Origin of the sequence: Klebsiella sp. HMSC16A12, assembly GCF_001808265.1 — a bacterium.
In the GTDB taxonomy this organism is placed as follows: domain Bacteria; phylum Pseudomonadota; class Gammaproteobacteria; order Enterobacterales; family Enterobacteriaceae; genus Klebsiella; species Klebsiella pneumoniae.
Genome location: NZ_KV792621.1, coordinates 230,003 through 243,223, shown reverse-complemented (window position 1 = coordinate 243,223; position 13,221 = coordinate 230,003). Strand labels below are relative to the sequence as shown.

The following is a 13,221-nucleotide window of genomic DNA, read 5'->3' as shown; positions in this document are numbered from 1 at the left end:
GCAAAAACGGGAGTGACCATAGATTCCGTTTTACTCCGGCGGTTGTCACCGCCGGAAAAAAGGTGATATCAGGGTGATAAACCACTCACGCTGAGCATAAACAGCCGGCTGCGGCGTCCTGTTTCTGTTCGGCTTCCCTGCCGCCGCAGCCCGCCGGGGAGACGTTAGCTCTTCAGTACGCGCGCCAGAATATCCAGCGCTTTCGAGAACTGGGCGTCGGGGATAGTCAATGGATACAGGAAGCGGATCACGTTGCCGTAGACGCCACAGCTCAGCAGCAGCAGGCCGTTCTCCTGCGCTTTCTGTTGCACCTGACGGGTGAACTCCGGCGACGGTTCGCCTGTTTGCGGATCGTTAAACTCCACCGCCACCATCGACCCCCGGCCGCGGACATCCACGATCGCCGGGCAGGTAGCGCGCGCCTGGTTGAGCACTTCCTGCAGATGGCTACCCAGCTGTTCAGCGCGCTGGCACAGCTGCTCTTCGGCAATGACATCCAGCACCGCGTGCGCCGCGGCCACCGCCAGCGGGTTACCGGCATAGGTTCCGCCCAGCCCGCCTGGGGCTGGCGCATCCATCACCTCGGCGCGACCGACAACGCCCGACAGCGGGAAACCGCCGGCGAGGCTTTTCGCCATCGTCATCAGATCCGGTTTCACCTCATAGTGCTGCATGGCGAACAGCTTGCCGGTACGGGCGAAACCGGTCTGCACTTCATCGGCGATCAGCAGAATGCCGTGGGTATCGCACAGGTCGCGCAGCGCCTGCATGAAATCGGCCGGCGCGACGTTAAAGCCGCCTTCCCCCTGGATCGGCTCGAGAATGATGGCCGCTACCTGGTCCGGCGCAATATCCGCTTTGAAAATGCGCTCCAGGCTTTTCAGCGCATCCGCGGTGGTCACGCCATGCGCCGCATTGGGGTAAACGCCGTGATACACCGAGCCCGGGAATGGTCCGAAGCCGATTTTGTAGGGCGCGACCTTACCGGTGAGGGCCATGGTCATAAAGGTACGGCCGTGGAAACCGCCGCCGAAGGTAATCAGCCCCGGACGACCGGTGTAAGCGCGGGCGATTTTCACCGCGTTCTCGACCGCTTCCGCGCCGGTGGTGAAGAAAGCCGTTTTTGCCGGCCCGTCAATTGGCGCCAGATCGTTGATACGCTCCGCCAGCGAAACATAGCTTTCGTACGGCACAATCTGATAGGCGGTGTGGGTGAACGCCTGCAGCTGCTCGGCTACCGCGGCGACCACTTTCGGATGGCGGTGACCGGTATTTAACACGGCGATCCCGGCGGCGAAATCGATCACCTCATTGCCTTCGATATCCCACAGCGTGGCGTTTTCCGCCTTCTCGACAAAGTAGTTACACATTACGCCTACGCCGCGCGGCGTCGCCTGCTGGCGACGTTGATTCAGTTCTGAGCTTTTCACCTGCGAATCTCCTGTCGTGTATGTCACGTTATCGCAACAAATTAGAAACGATGTCGTTTATTTACACAGGAGTTGGCCCTATAATCGAGTACCAATTTTGAATATCTGAGGGATCCAATTGCGTTCACTGGTGGGTGACCTGGTGCTGGTCCGTCTGCAGGAAGAGCGGGATCCTCTTCTGCACAAACGCTTATATAACGCGCTGCGCCGCGCGATCCTCGACGGTTCGCTGGCGCCGCAAAGCCGTCTGCCGCCGTCGCGGGACCTGGCGGGCGAGCTCGGCGTATCAAGAAACACCATATTAACAACTTATGAACAATTGCTGGCGGAAGGATATGTGGTTTCCCGTCGGGGAAGCGGAACATTCGTTGCCCAAACCGCCCCTGAGAGCTCATTGACGGCTAAAGAAGAGCGGGAAAACAACAGTCTTGCGGCACCGACGGCGCATCTTTCACGCCGAGGCCAGCATCTGCTCGGCCAGGTCAGCGCCAGCCCGCGCCAGTGGGGAGCGTTTATACCCGGCGTGCCGGACGTTAACGCCTTTCCCCACCCGCTGTTCAGTAAGATCCAGGCCCGCATCAGCCGTCGGCCCAAACCGGAGCGGCTCAGCTATAGCTGCAACGGCGGCACTCCGGAACTGCAGCAGGCGCTGGTGGATTATCTGCGCGTGTCGCGCGGCGTCCACTGTCAGTCAGATCAAATTCTTATCACCGAGGGGATCCACCAGGCGATCGATCTGGTCACCCGCATGCTGTGTGATAACGGCGATCTGGCGTGGGTGGAGGAGCCTTCCTACTGGGGGATCCGCCACGTGCTGGCGATGAACGACGTTCGGGCAGAGCCCCTGACCGTCGATGCCAACGGCCTGTGCCCGCCGGAGACGGTTGACGATGCGCCGAGGCTGATCTTCGTTACGCCTTCCCACCAGTATCCTCTGGGCGCGGTGATGAGCCTTGAGCGCCGCCAGCGCCTGCTGGCACTCGCCCGTCAGCAGGGGAGCTGGATCGTCGAAGATGATTATGACAGCGAGTTTCGCTTTTCCGGTCAGCCGATCCCCGCCCTGCAGGGTCTGGTCGCCGACGCCCCGGTGGTCTATATCGGCACCTTCAGCAAGACACTCTATCCCGGCCTGCGCCTGGGCTACGTGGTGATCCCGCGGCCGCTGGTCAGCGACCTGAAGCACGCCCATGCCGAGCTTTACCGCGGCGGCCATTCGCTGATCCAGATGGCGCTGGCGGAGTTTATTACCGCCGGCCACTATTCGGCCCATATCCGCCGTATGCGGCTGCTCTACAGCCGTCGCCGCGCCTTTTTAACTGAGCTTATCCAGCGGCACTGTATGCCGTACGCCCTGTCTGACTTCAGCGATAATGCCGGGCTGCATTTGATCCTCAATTTGCCCGCAGAGGCTGACGATGTGGCGATCGCCAGAGAGGCCAATGCGCGGCACATTCTGGTGCGGCCGCTGTCGCGCTACTACCTGACGGCGGCGCGCAAGAAAGGATTACTGATGGGATTCGCCAGCCAGCCCGAAGAGCAGATGGCGTCGGCGTTCAGCGTCTTACTCGGCTGCCTGCAGACGCACTGCCCGCAGATGCTCCTGCTCCGGGAGGACGCAGAAAAACAAAACGCCCCAACCTGAGGCGGGGCGTTATCGGGGAGCCTGATATCAGGTATCAGGCAGGCGTGGCGTATCAGGCTTCGATAGCGGCACGCAGTTTTTTCATGGCGTTCTTTTCCAGCTGACGCACGCGCTCTGCGGAGACGCCGTAGCGGTCGGCCAGTTCCTGCAGCGTGGACTTGTTATCTTCGTCCAGCCAGCGGGCGCGGATGATGTCCTGGCTACGCTCGTCCAGGCCCTGCATCGCGTCAGTCAGCTTATTCGCCGCCTGCTCTTCCCAGTTATCGTCTTCGATGCCGTCGGCAAAGTTAGACGTTTTGTCCTGCAGATACAGGACCGGCGCCATCGGCTGGCTGTCGGACTCATCGTCGGACGACATGTCGAAGGTCATGTCCTGGGCCGCCATACGGGATTCCATCTCGCGGACGTCTTTGCTCGACACGCCCAGCTCACGGGCCACCATTTCCACTTCATCCTGGTTGAACCAACCCAAACGCTGTTTGGTTTTACGCAGGTTAAAGAACAGCTTACGCTGTGCTTTGGTGGTAGCGACCTTCACAATACGCCAGTTGCGCAGCACGTATTCGTGAATTTCGGCTTTAATCCAGTGCACGGCGAAGGAGACCAGGCGCACACCCACTTCCGGGTTGAAGCGACGCACGGCTTTCATCAGGCCGATATTGCCTTCCTGGATCAGATCCGCCTGCGGCAGGCCATAGCCCGAGTAGTTACGAGCAATGTGAACAACAAAGCGCAGGTGAGACAGAATCAGCTTTTTCGCTGCTTCCAGATCGCCCTGGTAATGCAGCTTTTCAGCAAGCTCCCGCTCTTCATCAGCCGACAGCATCGGCCAAGTGTTAGCGGCCCGGATGTACGATTCCAGGTTACCAACGGGGGCTAAAGCTAAAGTTTGCATTTCTTTGGTCATTCAAATCCTCTCAATTGATATCTTCTGACGCGTTCTTGTCCCCATCAGGCAACAAGCATGCCAGCATTCATGAGCAACGAGAATATCACTCACATTAGTATCAGACAGTGATTTTATCCACAAGTTCCATGCAACGGTGTGAATAAATTACGCACAAAATGTGACACCACGATGAAAAAGTGAGGGCAGGAAAAGGGGAACAAGCTTGCGGTATCTTTCCCTGCGAACAGGAACTCATTGCAGCAGGGAAAGATTATATCACGCTTTTATTAATCGGGAGTAAAGTGACGTAAATGTTGCACTGTCGCCAGCCAGGCGGCTACCCACCCGATCATCGAGCAGACGATCAACATCAACAGACACTCGTCGAAGCCTAAGCCGCTCAGCTCAAACTGGGTGCCGAAGACTTTCGCCACTTCGGTCACCGCCGACGAGAGGCGCATTACCAGAATCTCCGACAGGATCAGCGATAAAAACGCGCCGGAAAAGCCCAGCATCGCTCCGCCGTAGAGGAACGGACGCAGGATAAAGCCGTCGGTGGCGCCGATAAGCTTCTGAACGTTAATGGTATCGCGGCGGGCGAAGATGCTCAGGCGCACGCTGTTGCCGATCACCAGGAACACCGCCGCCACCATCAGCACGCCGATCATCGCCGACACGCGTCCTACCAGCCCGGTGAGCGAGGAGAGACGGGCAAACCAACTGTCGTCCATCCGCACTTCATCGACGCCCTGGATCCGCGTTACCCGATCGCGCAGGGTATTCAGCGCCTCGGTGCTCTGGAAATCCAGCTTCGGCACCACGATGGCGACCGCCGGCAGCGGGTTCTCCTCCAGCATATCCAGGGCGCCGCCAAAGCCAGACCAGTTACGGAATTCCCCCAGCGCCTCATCGCGGGACAAATAGTTTACCTTGTCGACGCCCTGCTCCGCCTGCAGCTGGCCCACCACCCGCGCCGCGGCATCGTCATCCAGCGTTTTTTCCAGATAAACGGTGATCTGCGGCGAGGGATAATACTGGGACGCCGCGCTGCTGACGTTTTTGTAGACCATGTAGCAGACGCTTGGCAGGGTCAACGAAATGGCGATGACCATGACCGTCAGGAAGGTCGCCAGCGGCGTGCTTTTTAGATCCTGCAGCGCGCCGTGCCAGGCATAGCGCACCTGCTCGTTGAATACGTTGCTCTTACGCGAGGCCGGGTTAGGCGCCGCTTTCGGCCGTTTTGGCGCATTGCGCCCGCCGCCGCCGCCGCCCGCGGCGTTGCGCAGGCGATCGAACTTGCTGCCGAACTGGCGAATCTGGTTCATTGCGTCGCGCTTATTCACCCCGAATGCCTCCATGCAGATGGCCGTCGCTAAGCGTCAGCACGCGGTACGGACGACTGGAGATAAGCCCCAGATCGTGCGTGGCCATCAGTACCGTCACCCCGACGCGGTTAAACTCTTCAAACAGACGTAAAATCCCCTCCGAGAGCGCCTCGTCGAGGTTGCCGGTCGGTTCATCCGCCAGCAGCACCGCCGGCTTGTTGACCACCGCGCGAGCGATTCCCACGCGCTGCTGTTCACCGCCGGAGAGCTGAATGGGAAAATTCTTCGCTTTGTCCAGCAGGCCAACCTTGTCCAGCGCCGCCGAGACGCGACGACGAATATCATCGCCGCTGGCGCCGGCGATAATCAGCGGGATCGCTACGTTGTCATACACGGTACGATCCATCAGCAAATGGTGGTCCTGGAAAATCATACCGATCTGGCGGCGCAGGAACGGCACCTCACGGCTCTTCAGACGGCTGATTTCATGACCGCTGAAGAAGATTTTCCCGGCGCTGGGCCGTTCGATACCACAGATAAGCTTCAGCAGGGTACTCTTCCCTGCGCCGGAATGGCCGGTCAGAAACGCCATCTCGCCCGGCTGCAGGTGGAAGGTCACCCCCTGCAGCGCTTGTCTCCCACCGAGATAGGCTTTGCTGACTTGTTCAAAGCGAATCATTCTTAATCCTCTCGGGCAAAAAGTGCCTCAATAAAGTCGCCCGCATTAAACGGACGCAGATCCTCAATACGCTCGCCGACGCCAATATAGCGAATCGGAATGCCGAACTGATCGGCCACCGAGAAGATCACGCCGCCTTTGGCGGTGCCGTCCAGCTTGGTCAAAGTGATCCCGGTCAAACCTACCGCCTCATGGAACAGTTTGGCCTGGCTAATAGCATTCTGCCCGGTGCTGGCGTCAATGGTTAACATCACCTCGTGCGGCGCGTCGACGTCCAGCTTTTTCATTACCCGGACAATCTTCTTCAGCTCTTCCATCAGGTGCGATTTATTTTGCAAACGCCCGGCGGTATCGGCAATCAGTACGTCAACATGGCGCGCCTTCGCCGCCTGAATGGCGTCGAAAATCACCGAGGCGGAGTCGGCGCCGGTGTGCTGGGCGATCACCGGGATATTATTACGCTGGCCCCAGACCTGCAGCTGTTCCACCGCCGCCGCACGGAAGGTATCCCCCGCCGCCAGCATCACCGACTTACCCTGCTGTTCAAACTGACGCGCCAGCTTGCCGATGGTAGTGGTTTTCCCCACCCCGTTCACACCGACCATCAGAATAACAAATGGCGTTTTGCCTTCAACGTTCAGCGGCTCGTCTACTTTGGCGAGAATCTCGCCCATCTCTTCTTTCAGCAGGCCGTACAGCGCTTCCGCATCGCGCAGCTGCTTACGGCTGGCGCCTTCCGTCAGGTTGGTAATGATCTTGCGGGTGGTTTCCACCCCGACGTCGGCGATCAGCAGCTGTTCTTCCAGCTCTTCAAACAGATCATCGTCGATCTTCTTACCGCGGAACAGGCTGATAAATCCGGAACCGAGATTTTGCTTCGTTTTCAGCAGGCTACGTTTGAGGCGGGCGAAGAAACCTTCTTTTGTCGGTTTTTCCTGCTCCTGAGCCAGCGCTTCAAGCGGCGCCTCGTCCTCGGGCGCCGGCACCACTACCGCCGCCTCTTCTGCCGCTTCGGCCGCCAGCGCCTGCGCTTCCAGCTCTTCATCGCTTAACGGCGCGTCCTCTTCGGGCGCTTCTGTCTCCTGCGGCTGGACAACGATGCCTTCCACAGGCTGCTCTGCTACGGCTTCCGCCACCACCGGTTCGGCGATAACCTCTTCCGCCAGCGGCTCAACCACCGCAGGCTGTTCAGGCGGTTCGCTGACCGCGGGCTCCGGTTCAACAACAGGCGTTTCTTCGGTCAGAACAGGCGTTTCCACCCACTCTTCTTCCTGCGCGCTGGCAGGCTCCGCGAGGTGCGCTTTTTCGCTTTCGACCACCGTCTCGGTCACTTCGACGACGTCTTCGGCAAACGCCTCCGGGTCTGCTTTCGGCGCGCTCGGCTCAGCAGGGGTTTCAACCGCCGGTATCTCTTCGGCAACCGCTTGCTGTTCTTCTACTTTTTGCTCAGTCTCGGTTTCCTGTGCCTGTTCTTTCTGTCCAAAGCCCAGCCAGGAAAAGAAGCCACGTTTTTTCTCTTTTGCCATTTGCGACCACACTCCTCGCTGTTTATTCATGGCGCAGCTTCATCAGAAGCTGAAAAAATGATGAAATTAGTTGGATAGTCTATCACTTAACTTAACTCGCAGCACCGCCCCCGGATTAAGGTTTCGTCAACCGCCGTCGATCGCTAGAATAGCAGGCTGGAAGTTGAGACTTGAGCAGAGAGATGAAAAAACCAAACCACGCGGGCAGCGGTCAGATCCGCATCATCGGCGGGCAATGGCGCGGCCGTAAATTACCGGTGCCGGAGAGCCCGGGCCTGCGGCCGACCACCGACCGGGTTCGCGAAACCCTTTTTAACTGGCTGGCGCCGTCCATTGTTGACGCGCACTGCCTCGATTGCTTTGCCGGCAGCGGCGCGCTGGGGCTGGAAGCGCTGTCCCGCTATGCGGCCAGCACCACGCTGCTGGAGATGGAGCGCGGCGTAGCCCAGCAGCTGCAAAAAAATCTCGCCACCCTGAAAGCGGATCGCGGCAAGGTGATCACCACCAACACCCTCAGCTTCCTGAGCCAGCCGGGGACCCCGCACCAGATCGTGTTCGTCGACCCGCCGTTCCGTCAGGGGCTGCTGGAGGAGACGCTACGTCTGCTGGAGACACAAGGCTGGCTGGCCGATGAGGCCCTGGTGTACGTCGAAAGCGAAGTCGAAAACGGCTTACCGCCGGTGCCGGCTAACTGGCAATTGTATCGTGAAAAAGTGGCCGGACAGGTCGCCTACCGTCTTTACCAACGTGAGGCCCAAGGAGAGCACCATGCTGATTAATTTAGGCCGCCTGCTGATGCTGTGCGTCTGGGCCTTTCTGTTATTGAATCTGTTTCAGCCCTTCCCGAAGCCGCTGAATATCTTTGTCAACGTCGCGCTGATTTTCATGATCCTGATGCACGGTCTGCAGCTGACGCTGCTCAAGGCGACGCAGCCGAAAGAGGCGCCGCCGCTGAGCCGCTTTGAGCAAATCCGCATTTTTATTTTCGGCGTGTTTGAGCTCGTGGCCTGGCAGAAAAAACTGAAGGCGACGCTGAAAAAATAGTCCTGAAAAGGGCTCAGGGATCGGGCGTAAACGCCACGAACGCTGTGCCCTTATAACTCAACATCCCACGATCGCCGACGCTCAGCGCGTGATATTGCGGCGCGTCAAGGCGAAACACCACCTCCAGCCCACCGTTTTCGGGGCGAAAGCTCGCTTCATAGCGCATCTCACTGCCTGCAGGCGTCACCGTCTGCTGCCGCGAGCGCCGATCGTTAATCACTTTTTCCCGTTTATTGCTGACGATAACCCGCTTTTGTAGCAACGGCGCGGCGTCATTCGCCTGTTTCTCACGGCGCTGCTGGACATAGCGAAACGAAGCCGCCACCACAATCACCGCGACGACCAGAACAAAAAAGAGGGGCATTTTACTCATTAGGGTTACCCATAAAAAATATCAGGAATCAGCATACTGCGTCGGGAATAACATTGTCATCTGCTACGCCAAACCACTACACTGAGTAGTAGCATCACGCATCCGTAACTTTCTTTATGATAACAGATACAGGGACTTACTATGCTTTGGTCATTTATTGCTGTCTGTTTCTCCGCATGGCTTTATGTCGATGCATCCTATCGTGGGCCGGCATGGCGACGCTGGGTTTTTAAACCTGTCACCCTGATTCTGTTGCTGTTACTGGCCTGGCAGGCGCCGATGTTCAATGCCATCAGCTATCTGGTGCTGGCTGGCCTGTGCGCCTCGCTGCTCGGCGACGCCCTGACCCTGCTGCCGCGCCAGCGGGTGATGTACGCGGTGGGCGCTTTCTTCCTGTCACATCTGCTGTATACCATCTGGTTCGCCAGCCAGCTGACGCTGTCGTTCTTCTGGCCGCTGCCGCTGGTGCTGCTGGTATTCGGCGCCCTGCTAATGGCGGTGATCTGGAGTCGGCTGGAAGAGATGAAAATGCCGGTGCTGACCTTTATCGGAATGACGCTGGTAATGGTCTGGCTGGCCGGCGAGCTGTGGTTTGCCCGCCCCACCAACACCGCGCTGTCCGGTTTCGCCGGCGCAGCCCTGCTGCTGCTGAGCAATGCCGTGTGGCTGGTGAGCCACTATCGTCGCCGCTTCCGCGCCGATAACGCCATCGCCGCCGCGTTCTACTTTGCCGGCCACTTCCTGATCGTGCGCGCGCTGTACCTGTAATTTAGTTCTTGACTCTGGAGTCGACTCCAGAGTGTATCCTACGGCTAATGAGAAAATTATCATTTCCCGGAGGGTGCCATGTCGACTCCAGACGCGCAGGATAGAAAAGTTCCACAATTCTCGTCTTTCACCATGCGGCCAGCAACCGCCCCGGCGGAGAGCTGCTGTACAGATCACGCCTGCGCCACAGAGTCCGCCCCTGCCGCCGAAGCGCTTAGCGACGCCCGCTATAGCTGGCAAGTTGATGGCATGGACTGCGCCGCCTGCGCCCGCAAGGTGGAAACCGCGGTCCGTCAGGTGCCCGGGGTCAGTCAGGTCCAGGTGCTGTTCGCCACAGAAAAGCTGCTGGTTAACGCCGAGGGCGATGTCCGCGCTCAGGTTGAGAACGCGGTCCGCCAGGCGGGGTATACGCTGCGCGATGCCGATGCTCCCGCAGCTAAGCAAACCCGAGGGTCGCTGCTGCGCGACAATCTGCCGTTACTGACGCTGGTTATCATGATGGCCTTGAGCTGGGGGCTGGAGCAGGCCAACCACCCTGCCGGTCAGTTGGCCTTTATTGCCACCACCCTGGTTGGCCTGTGGCCGGTTGCCCGCCAGGCGCTACGCCTGATCAAGAGCGGGAGCTGGTTCGCCATTGAAACGCTGATGAGCGTCGCCGCCATCGGGGCGCTGTTTATCGGCGCCACCGCGGAGGCGGCGATGGTCCTGCTGCTGTTCCTGATCGGCGAGCGTCTCGAAGGCTGGGCCGCCAGCCGCGCACGGCAGGGGGTGAGCGCGCTGATGGCGCTGAAGCCCGACACCGCCATCCGTCTGCGCAACGGCGTGCGGGAAACCGTCGCCCAGCGCGACCTGCGTCCCGGAGATGTGATTGAAGTGGCTGCCGGCGGGCGTCTGCCGGCGGATGGACAACTGCTGTCGCCGTTTGCCAGCTTTGATGAAAGCGCCCTGACCGGCGAGTCGGTGCCGGTGGAGCGTCAGGCCGGGGAACGGGTAGCGGCGGGCGCCACCAGCGTCGACCGCCTGGTGCAGCTTACCGTGATATCCGAACCGGGCGACAGCGCCATCGACCGCATCCTGAAGCTGATTGAAGAGGCTGAGGAGCGTCGGGCGCCAATCGAGCGCTTCATCGACCGCTTCAGCCGGATCTACACCCCGGCCATTATGGTGGTGGCCTTGTTGGTCGCCATTGTCCCGCCGCTGTTCTTCGCCAGCGCCTGGCTGCCGTGGATTTATAAAGGACTGACGCTGCTGCTGATCGGCTGTCCATGCGCGCTGGTCATCTCCACGCCGGCGGCCATCACCTCCGGCCTGGCGGTCGCCGCCCGCCGCGGGGCGCTAATCAAAGGCGGCGCGGCGCTGGAACAGCTGGGCCAGGTGCGCCAGGTGGCGTTCGATAAAACCGGCACCCTGACCGTCGGCCAGCCGCAGGTGACTTCGGTTATTGCCACGGCCGAAGTTGACGACAACGCGCTGCTGGCGCTGGCGGCGGCGGTGGAGCAAGGCTCCAGCCACCCGCTGGCGCAGGCTATCGTCCGTGAAGCGCAGCGGCGTCAGCTGAGCATTCCGCTTGCCAGCGGCCAGCGGGCGCTGGCGGGCTCTGGTATCGAAGCCGAAGTCAACGGCAGCCGCATCCTGATCTGCGCCGCCAGCAAAGCCGCCCCGGCAGAGCATGAGGCGCAGATCCAGCAGCTGGAAAGCGCCGGGCAAACGGTAGTGCTGGTGATGCGCGGCGAGACGCTGCTCGGCATTCTGGCGCTGCGCGATACCCTGCGCGACGACGCGCGTCAGGCGGTGGATGCTTTGCATCAGTTGGGCGTTCAGGGGGTGATCCTTACCGGGGATAACCCGCGCGCCGCGGCGGCCATCGCCAGCGAACTGGGGCTGGAATTCCGCGCCGGTCTGCTACCGGCGGACAAGGTCAACGCGGTGATAGCGCTGAATGCCGACGCGCCGCTGGCGATGGTCGGGGACGGTATCAACGACGCCCCGGCGATGAAAGCGGCCACCATCGGCATCGCCATGGGCAGCGGAACCGACGTGGCGCTGGAGACGGCCGACGCCGCGCTGACCCATAACCGTCTGACCGGCCTGGCGCAGATGATTTCCCTGGCGCGCGCCACCCACGCCAATATCCGCCAGAACATCGCGATTGCCTTAGGGCTGAAGGGGATTTTCCTCGTCACCACCCTGCTCGGCCTGACCGGTCTGTGGCTGGCGGTGCTGGCGGATACCGGCGCCACCGTGCTGGTAACGGCTAACGCGCTGCGGTTATTGCGTAAGAAGTTGTAGCATCGATACCGGCTTCCCTGCTCGCGCTACGCTTAGCAGGGCTACGGTTCCAGACCGTCGGGTAGCCCGGATAAGGCGCTACGCGCCGCCATCCGGGAGAGGCTCAGTGGCTTTTGCGGATCAGGTAGCGGTACGGCAGGGCTTCGGTTTCCTGGGCCACCAGCTCATGCTCCATAAAGCGGCAGAATCCCGGGATATCGCGGGTGGTGGCCGGATCGTCAGCAATAATCAGCAGCGTCTCGCCCACCGGCATCGTCCGCACGGTTTTACGCACCATCATGACCGGCTCCGGGCAGCGGAGTCCCAGGGCATCCAGGGTGTGGTCAGGAGTGGAGAAAAGTTCGCTCATTTTAGTCTCACGTCAACAAAACGGCCCTAGTTTACCCCCTGCTCGCCAGTACGCAAGCCAGGTTAACGTTTGCGCGAAAAACAACCATTGCATTACGCCGGCAACGCAGTATCATGCAGCCGTTTTTAATTGGGTTCCCTCACCCCAACGTTCCGCTGCCGATTGCTCATTCACCTGAAGCATGACGGGCATAAAAAGGTCACAATATGAATCCGTTTACTACCGTACAGCGCAAAAAAGCGCTCGTCTGGCTTTCGCTATTTCATTTGCTGGTCATCACCTCCAGCAACTATCTGGTTCAGCTGCCGATCTCCATCTTTGGTTTCCATACCACCTGGGGCGCGTTTAGTTTTCCGTTTATTTTCCTCGCCACCGACCTGACGGTGCGAATTTTTGGCGCCCCGCTGGCGCGACGCATCATTTTCGCGGTGATGGTCCCGGCGCTGGCCATCTCTTACGGCATCTCCGCGCTGTTCTACATGGGCGAATGGCAGGGCTTTGCCGCGCTGGGCACCTTTAATCTCTTCGTCGCGCGCATCGCCGTCGCCAGCTTTATGGCCTATGCGCTGGGGCAGATCCTCGACGTTCACGTCTTTAACCGCCTGCGGCAGAGCCGCCGCTGGTGGTTGGCCCCTACCGCCTCGACGCTGTTCGGCAACATCAGCGATACCGTGGCGTTTTTCTTTATCGCTTTCTGGCGCAGCCCGGACCCGTTTATGGCCGCCCACTGGGGGGAAATCGCCCTCGTCGACTACAGCTTTAAAGTGCTTATCAGCATCATTTTCTTCCTGCCGATGTACGGCGTGCTGTTAAATATGCTGTTGAAAAGACTGGCGGATAAATCTGATTTGTCGGCATTACAGCCGAGTTAAAGGTACTCGCGGGCTGATGTGTTAAGATAGCCGGA

Annotated in this window: 13 protein-coding genes; 6 read left to right on the top strand and 7 right to left on the bottom strand. The window is 59.8% G+C overall.

What is annotated here, in order from left to right:
• Nucleotides 1–164: 164 nt before the first annotated feature.
• The gene (locus tag HMPREF3140_RS16835) at nt 165–1,430 is read right to left on the bottom strand and encodes a 4-aminobutyrate--2-oxoglutarate transaminase (protein WP_004188289.1); all 1,266 of its coding nucleotides are present in this window, start codon (nt 1,428–1,430) and stop codon (nt 165–167) included.
• Nucleotides 1,431–1,548: 118 nt separating this feature from the next.
• Between HMPREF3140_RS16835 and HMPREF3140_RS16830 the strand changes: the two genes are divergently transcribed.
• Complete coding sequence (locus tag HMPREF3140_RS16830; RefSeq protein ID WP_004889407.1) at nt 1,549–3,072, top strand: MocR-like pyridoxine biosynthesis transcription factor PdxR; 1,524 nt, start codon at nt 1,549–1,551, stop codon at nt 3,070–3,072.
• A 52-nt stretch (nt 3,073–3,124) separates the two neighbouring features.
• Here the strand turns inward: HMPREF3140_RS16830 and rpoH are convergent, their stop codons facing one another.
• The 4 genes from rpoH to ftsY all read right to left on the bottom strand — a co-directional run bounded on the left by rpoH (nt 3,125) and on the right by ftsY (nt 7,491).
• Nucleotides 3,125–3,979, bottom strand: a complete 855-nt coding sequence (gene rpoH, locus HMPREF3140_RS16825; protein WP_002920815.1) for an RNA polymerase sigma factor RpoH — start codon at nt 3,977–3,979, stop codon at nt 3,125–3,127.
• Between the two features lie 269 nt (nt 3,980–4,248).
• Complete coding sequence (gene ftsX, locus HMPREF3140_RS16820; RefSeq protein WP_004173994.1) at nt 4,249–5,304, bottom strand: permease-like cell division protein FtsX; 1,056 nt, start codon at nt 5,302–5,304, stop codon at nt 4,249–4,251.
• Nucleotides 5,297–5,965 carry a cell division ATP-binding protein FtsE gene (gene ftsE / locus HMPREF3140_RS16815; protein WP_002920817.1) on the bottom strand — a complete coding sequence of 223 codons (669 nt, stop codon included), beginning with the start codon at nt 5,963–5,965 and terminating at the stop codon, nt 5,297–5,299. Before ftsE ends, ftsX begins: the two co-directional genes overlap by 8 nt.
• A gap of 2 nt (nt 5,966–5,967) precedes the next feature.
• The gene (ftsY, locus tag HMPREF3140_RS16810) at nt 5,968–7,491 is read right to left on the bottom strand and encodes a signal recognition particle-docking protein FtsY (protein WP_004188286.1); all 1,524 of its coding nucleotides are present in this window, start codon (nt 7,489–7,491) and stop codon (nt 5,968–5,970) included.
• A gap of 182 nt (nt 7,492–7,673) precedes the next feature.
• On the opposite strand from ftsY, the gene rsmD reads away from it, so the two are divergent.
• On the top strand, nt 7,674–8,270 hold the full coding sequence (rsmD, locus tag HMPREF3140_RS16805; protein ID WP_002920820.1) for a 16S rRNA (guanine(966)-N(2))-methyltransferase: 597 nt from the start codon (nt 7,674–7,676) through the stop codon (nt 8,268–8,270).
• Nucleotides 8,260–8,535, top strand: coding sequence for a DUF1145 family protein (locus tag HMPREF3140_RS16800; RefSeq protein ID WP_002920822.1), 276 nt, complete (start codon nt 8,260–8,262; stop codon nt 8,533–8,535). The genes rsmD and HMPREF3140_RS16800 overlap by 11 nt, the downstream gene beginning before the upstream one ends.
• 13 nt (nt 8,536–8,548) lie before the next feature.
• Here the strand turns inward: HMPREF3140_RS16800 and HMPREF3140_RS16795 are convergent, their stop codons facing one another.
• On the bottom strand, nt 8,549–8,899 hold the full coding sequence (locus HMPREF3140_RS16795; RefSeq protein ID WP_004173989.1) for a DUF2500 domain-containing protein: 351 nt from the start codon (nt 8,897–8,899) through the stop codon (nt 8,549–8,551).
• A gap of 150 nt (nt 8,900–9,049) precedes the next feature.
• Between HMPREF3140_RS16795 and HMPREF3140_RS16790 the strand changes: the two genes are divergently transcribed.
• Nucleotides 9,050–9,676: a lysoplasmalogenase gene (locus HMPREF3140_RS16790; RefSeq protein ID WP_004173987.1), complete on the top strand. Its 627-nt coding sequence runs from the start codon at nt 9,050–9,052 to the stop codon at nt 9,674–9,676.
• Between the two features lie 78 nt (nt 9,677–9,754).
• Entirely contained in the window at nt 9,755–11,965 is a 2,211-nt protein-coding gene (zntA, locus tag HMPREF3140_RS16785; protein WP_070553042.1) for a Zn(II)/Cd(II)/Pb(II) translocating P-type ATPase ZntA, read from the top strand.
• A 103-nt stretch (nt 11,966–12,068) separates the two neighbouring features.
• Here zntA and tusA read toward each other — a convergent pair whose 3' ends face one another.
• Nucleotides 12,069–12,314: a sulfurtransferase TusA gene (gene tusA / locus HMPREF3140_RS16780; protein WP_002920858.1), complete on the bottom strand. Its 246-nt coding sequence runs from the start codon at nt 12,312–12,314 to the stop codon at nt 12,069–12,071.
• A 206-nt stretch (nt 12,315–12,520) separates the two neighbouring features.
• Between tusA and HMPREF3140_RS16775 the strand changes: the two genes are divergently transcribed.
• Nucleotides 12,521–13,186 (top strand): 7-cyano-7-deazaguanine/7-aminomethyl-7-deazaguanine transporter, encoded by a 666-nt coding sequence (locus tag HMPREF3140_RS16775; protein WP_002920860.1) that lies wholly within the window; start codon nt 12,521–12,523, stop codon nt 13,184–13,186.
• Nucleotides 13,187–13,221: the final 35 nt, after the last annotated feature.

Coding starts and splice junctions, on each gene's coding strand:
- rpoH (WP_002920815.1), bottom strand. CDS start 3,979: ATGACCAAAGAAATGCAAACTTTAGCTTTAGCCCCCGTTGGTAACCTG.
- ftsE (WP_002920817.1), bottom strand. CDS start 5,965: ATGATTCGCTTTGAACAAGTCAGCAAAGCCTATCTCGGTGGGAGACAA.
- ftsY (WP_004188286.1), bottom strand. CDS start 7,491: ATGGCAAAAGAGAAAAAACGTGGCTTCTTTTCCTGGCTGGGCTTTGGA.
- rsmD (WP_002920820.1), top strand. CDS start 7,674: ATGAAAAAACCAAACCACGCGGGCAGCGGTCAGATCCGCATCATCGGC.
- HMPREF3140_RS16800 (WP_002920822.1), top strand. CDS start 8,260: ATGCTGATTAATTTAGGCCGCCTGCTGATGCTGTGCGTCTGGGCCTTT.
- HMPREF3140_RS16795 (WP_004173989.1), bottom strand. CDS start 8,899: ATGCCCCTCTTTTTTGTTCTGGTCGTCGCGGTGATTGTGGTGGCGGCT.
- HMPREF3140_RS16790 (WP_004173987.1), top strand. CDS start 9,050: ATGCTTTGGTCATTTATTGCTGTCTGTTTCTCCGCATGGCTTTATGTC.
- zntA (WP_070553042.1), top strand. CDS start 9,755: ATGTCGACTCCAGACGCGCAGGATAGAAAAGTTCCACAATTCTCGTCT.
- tusA (WP_002920858.1), bottom strand. CDS start 12,314: ATGAGCGAACTTTTCTCCACTCCTGACCACACCCTGGATGCCCTGGGA.
- HMPREF3140_RS16775 (WP_002920860.1), top strand. CDS start 12,521: ATGAATCCGTTTACTACCGTACAGCGCAAAAAAGCGCTCGTCTGGCTT.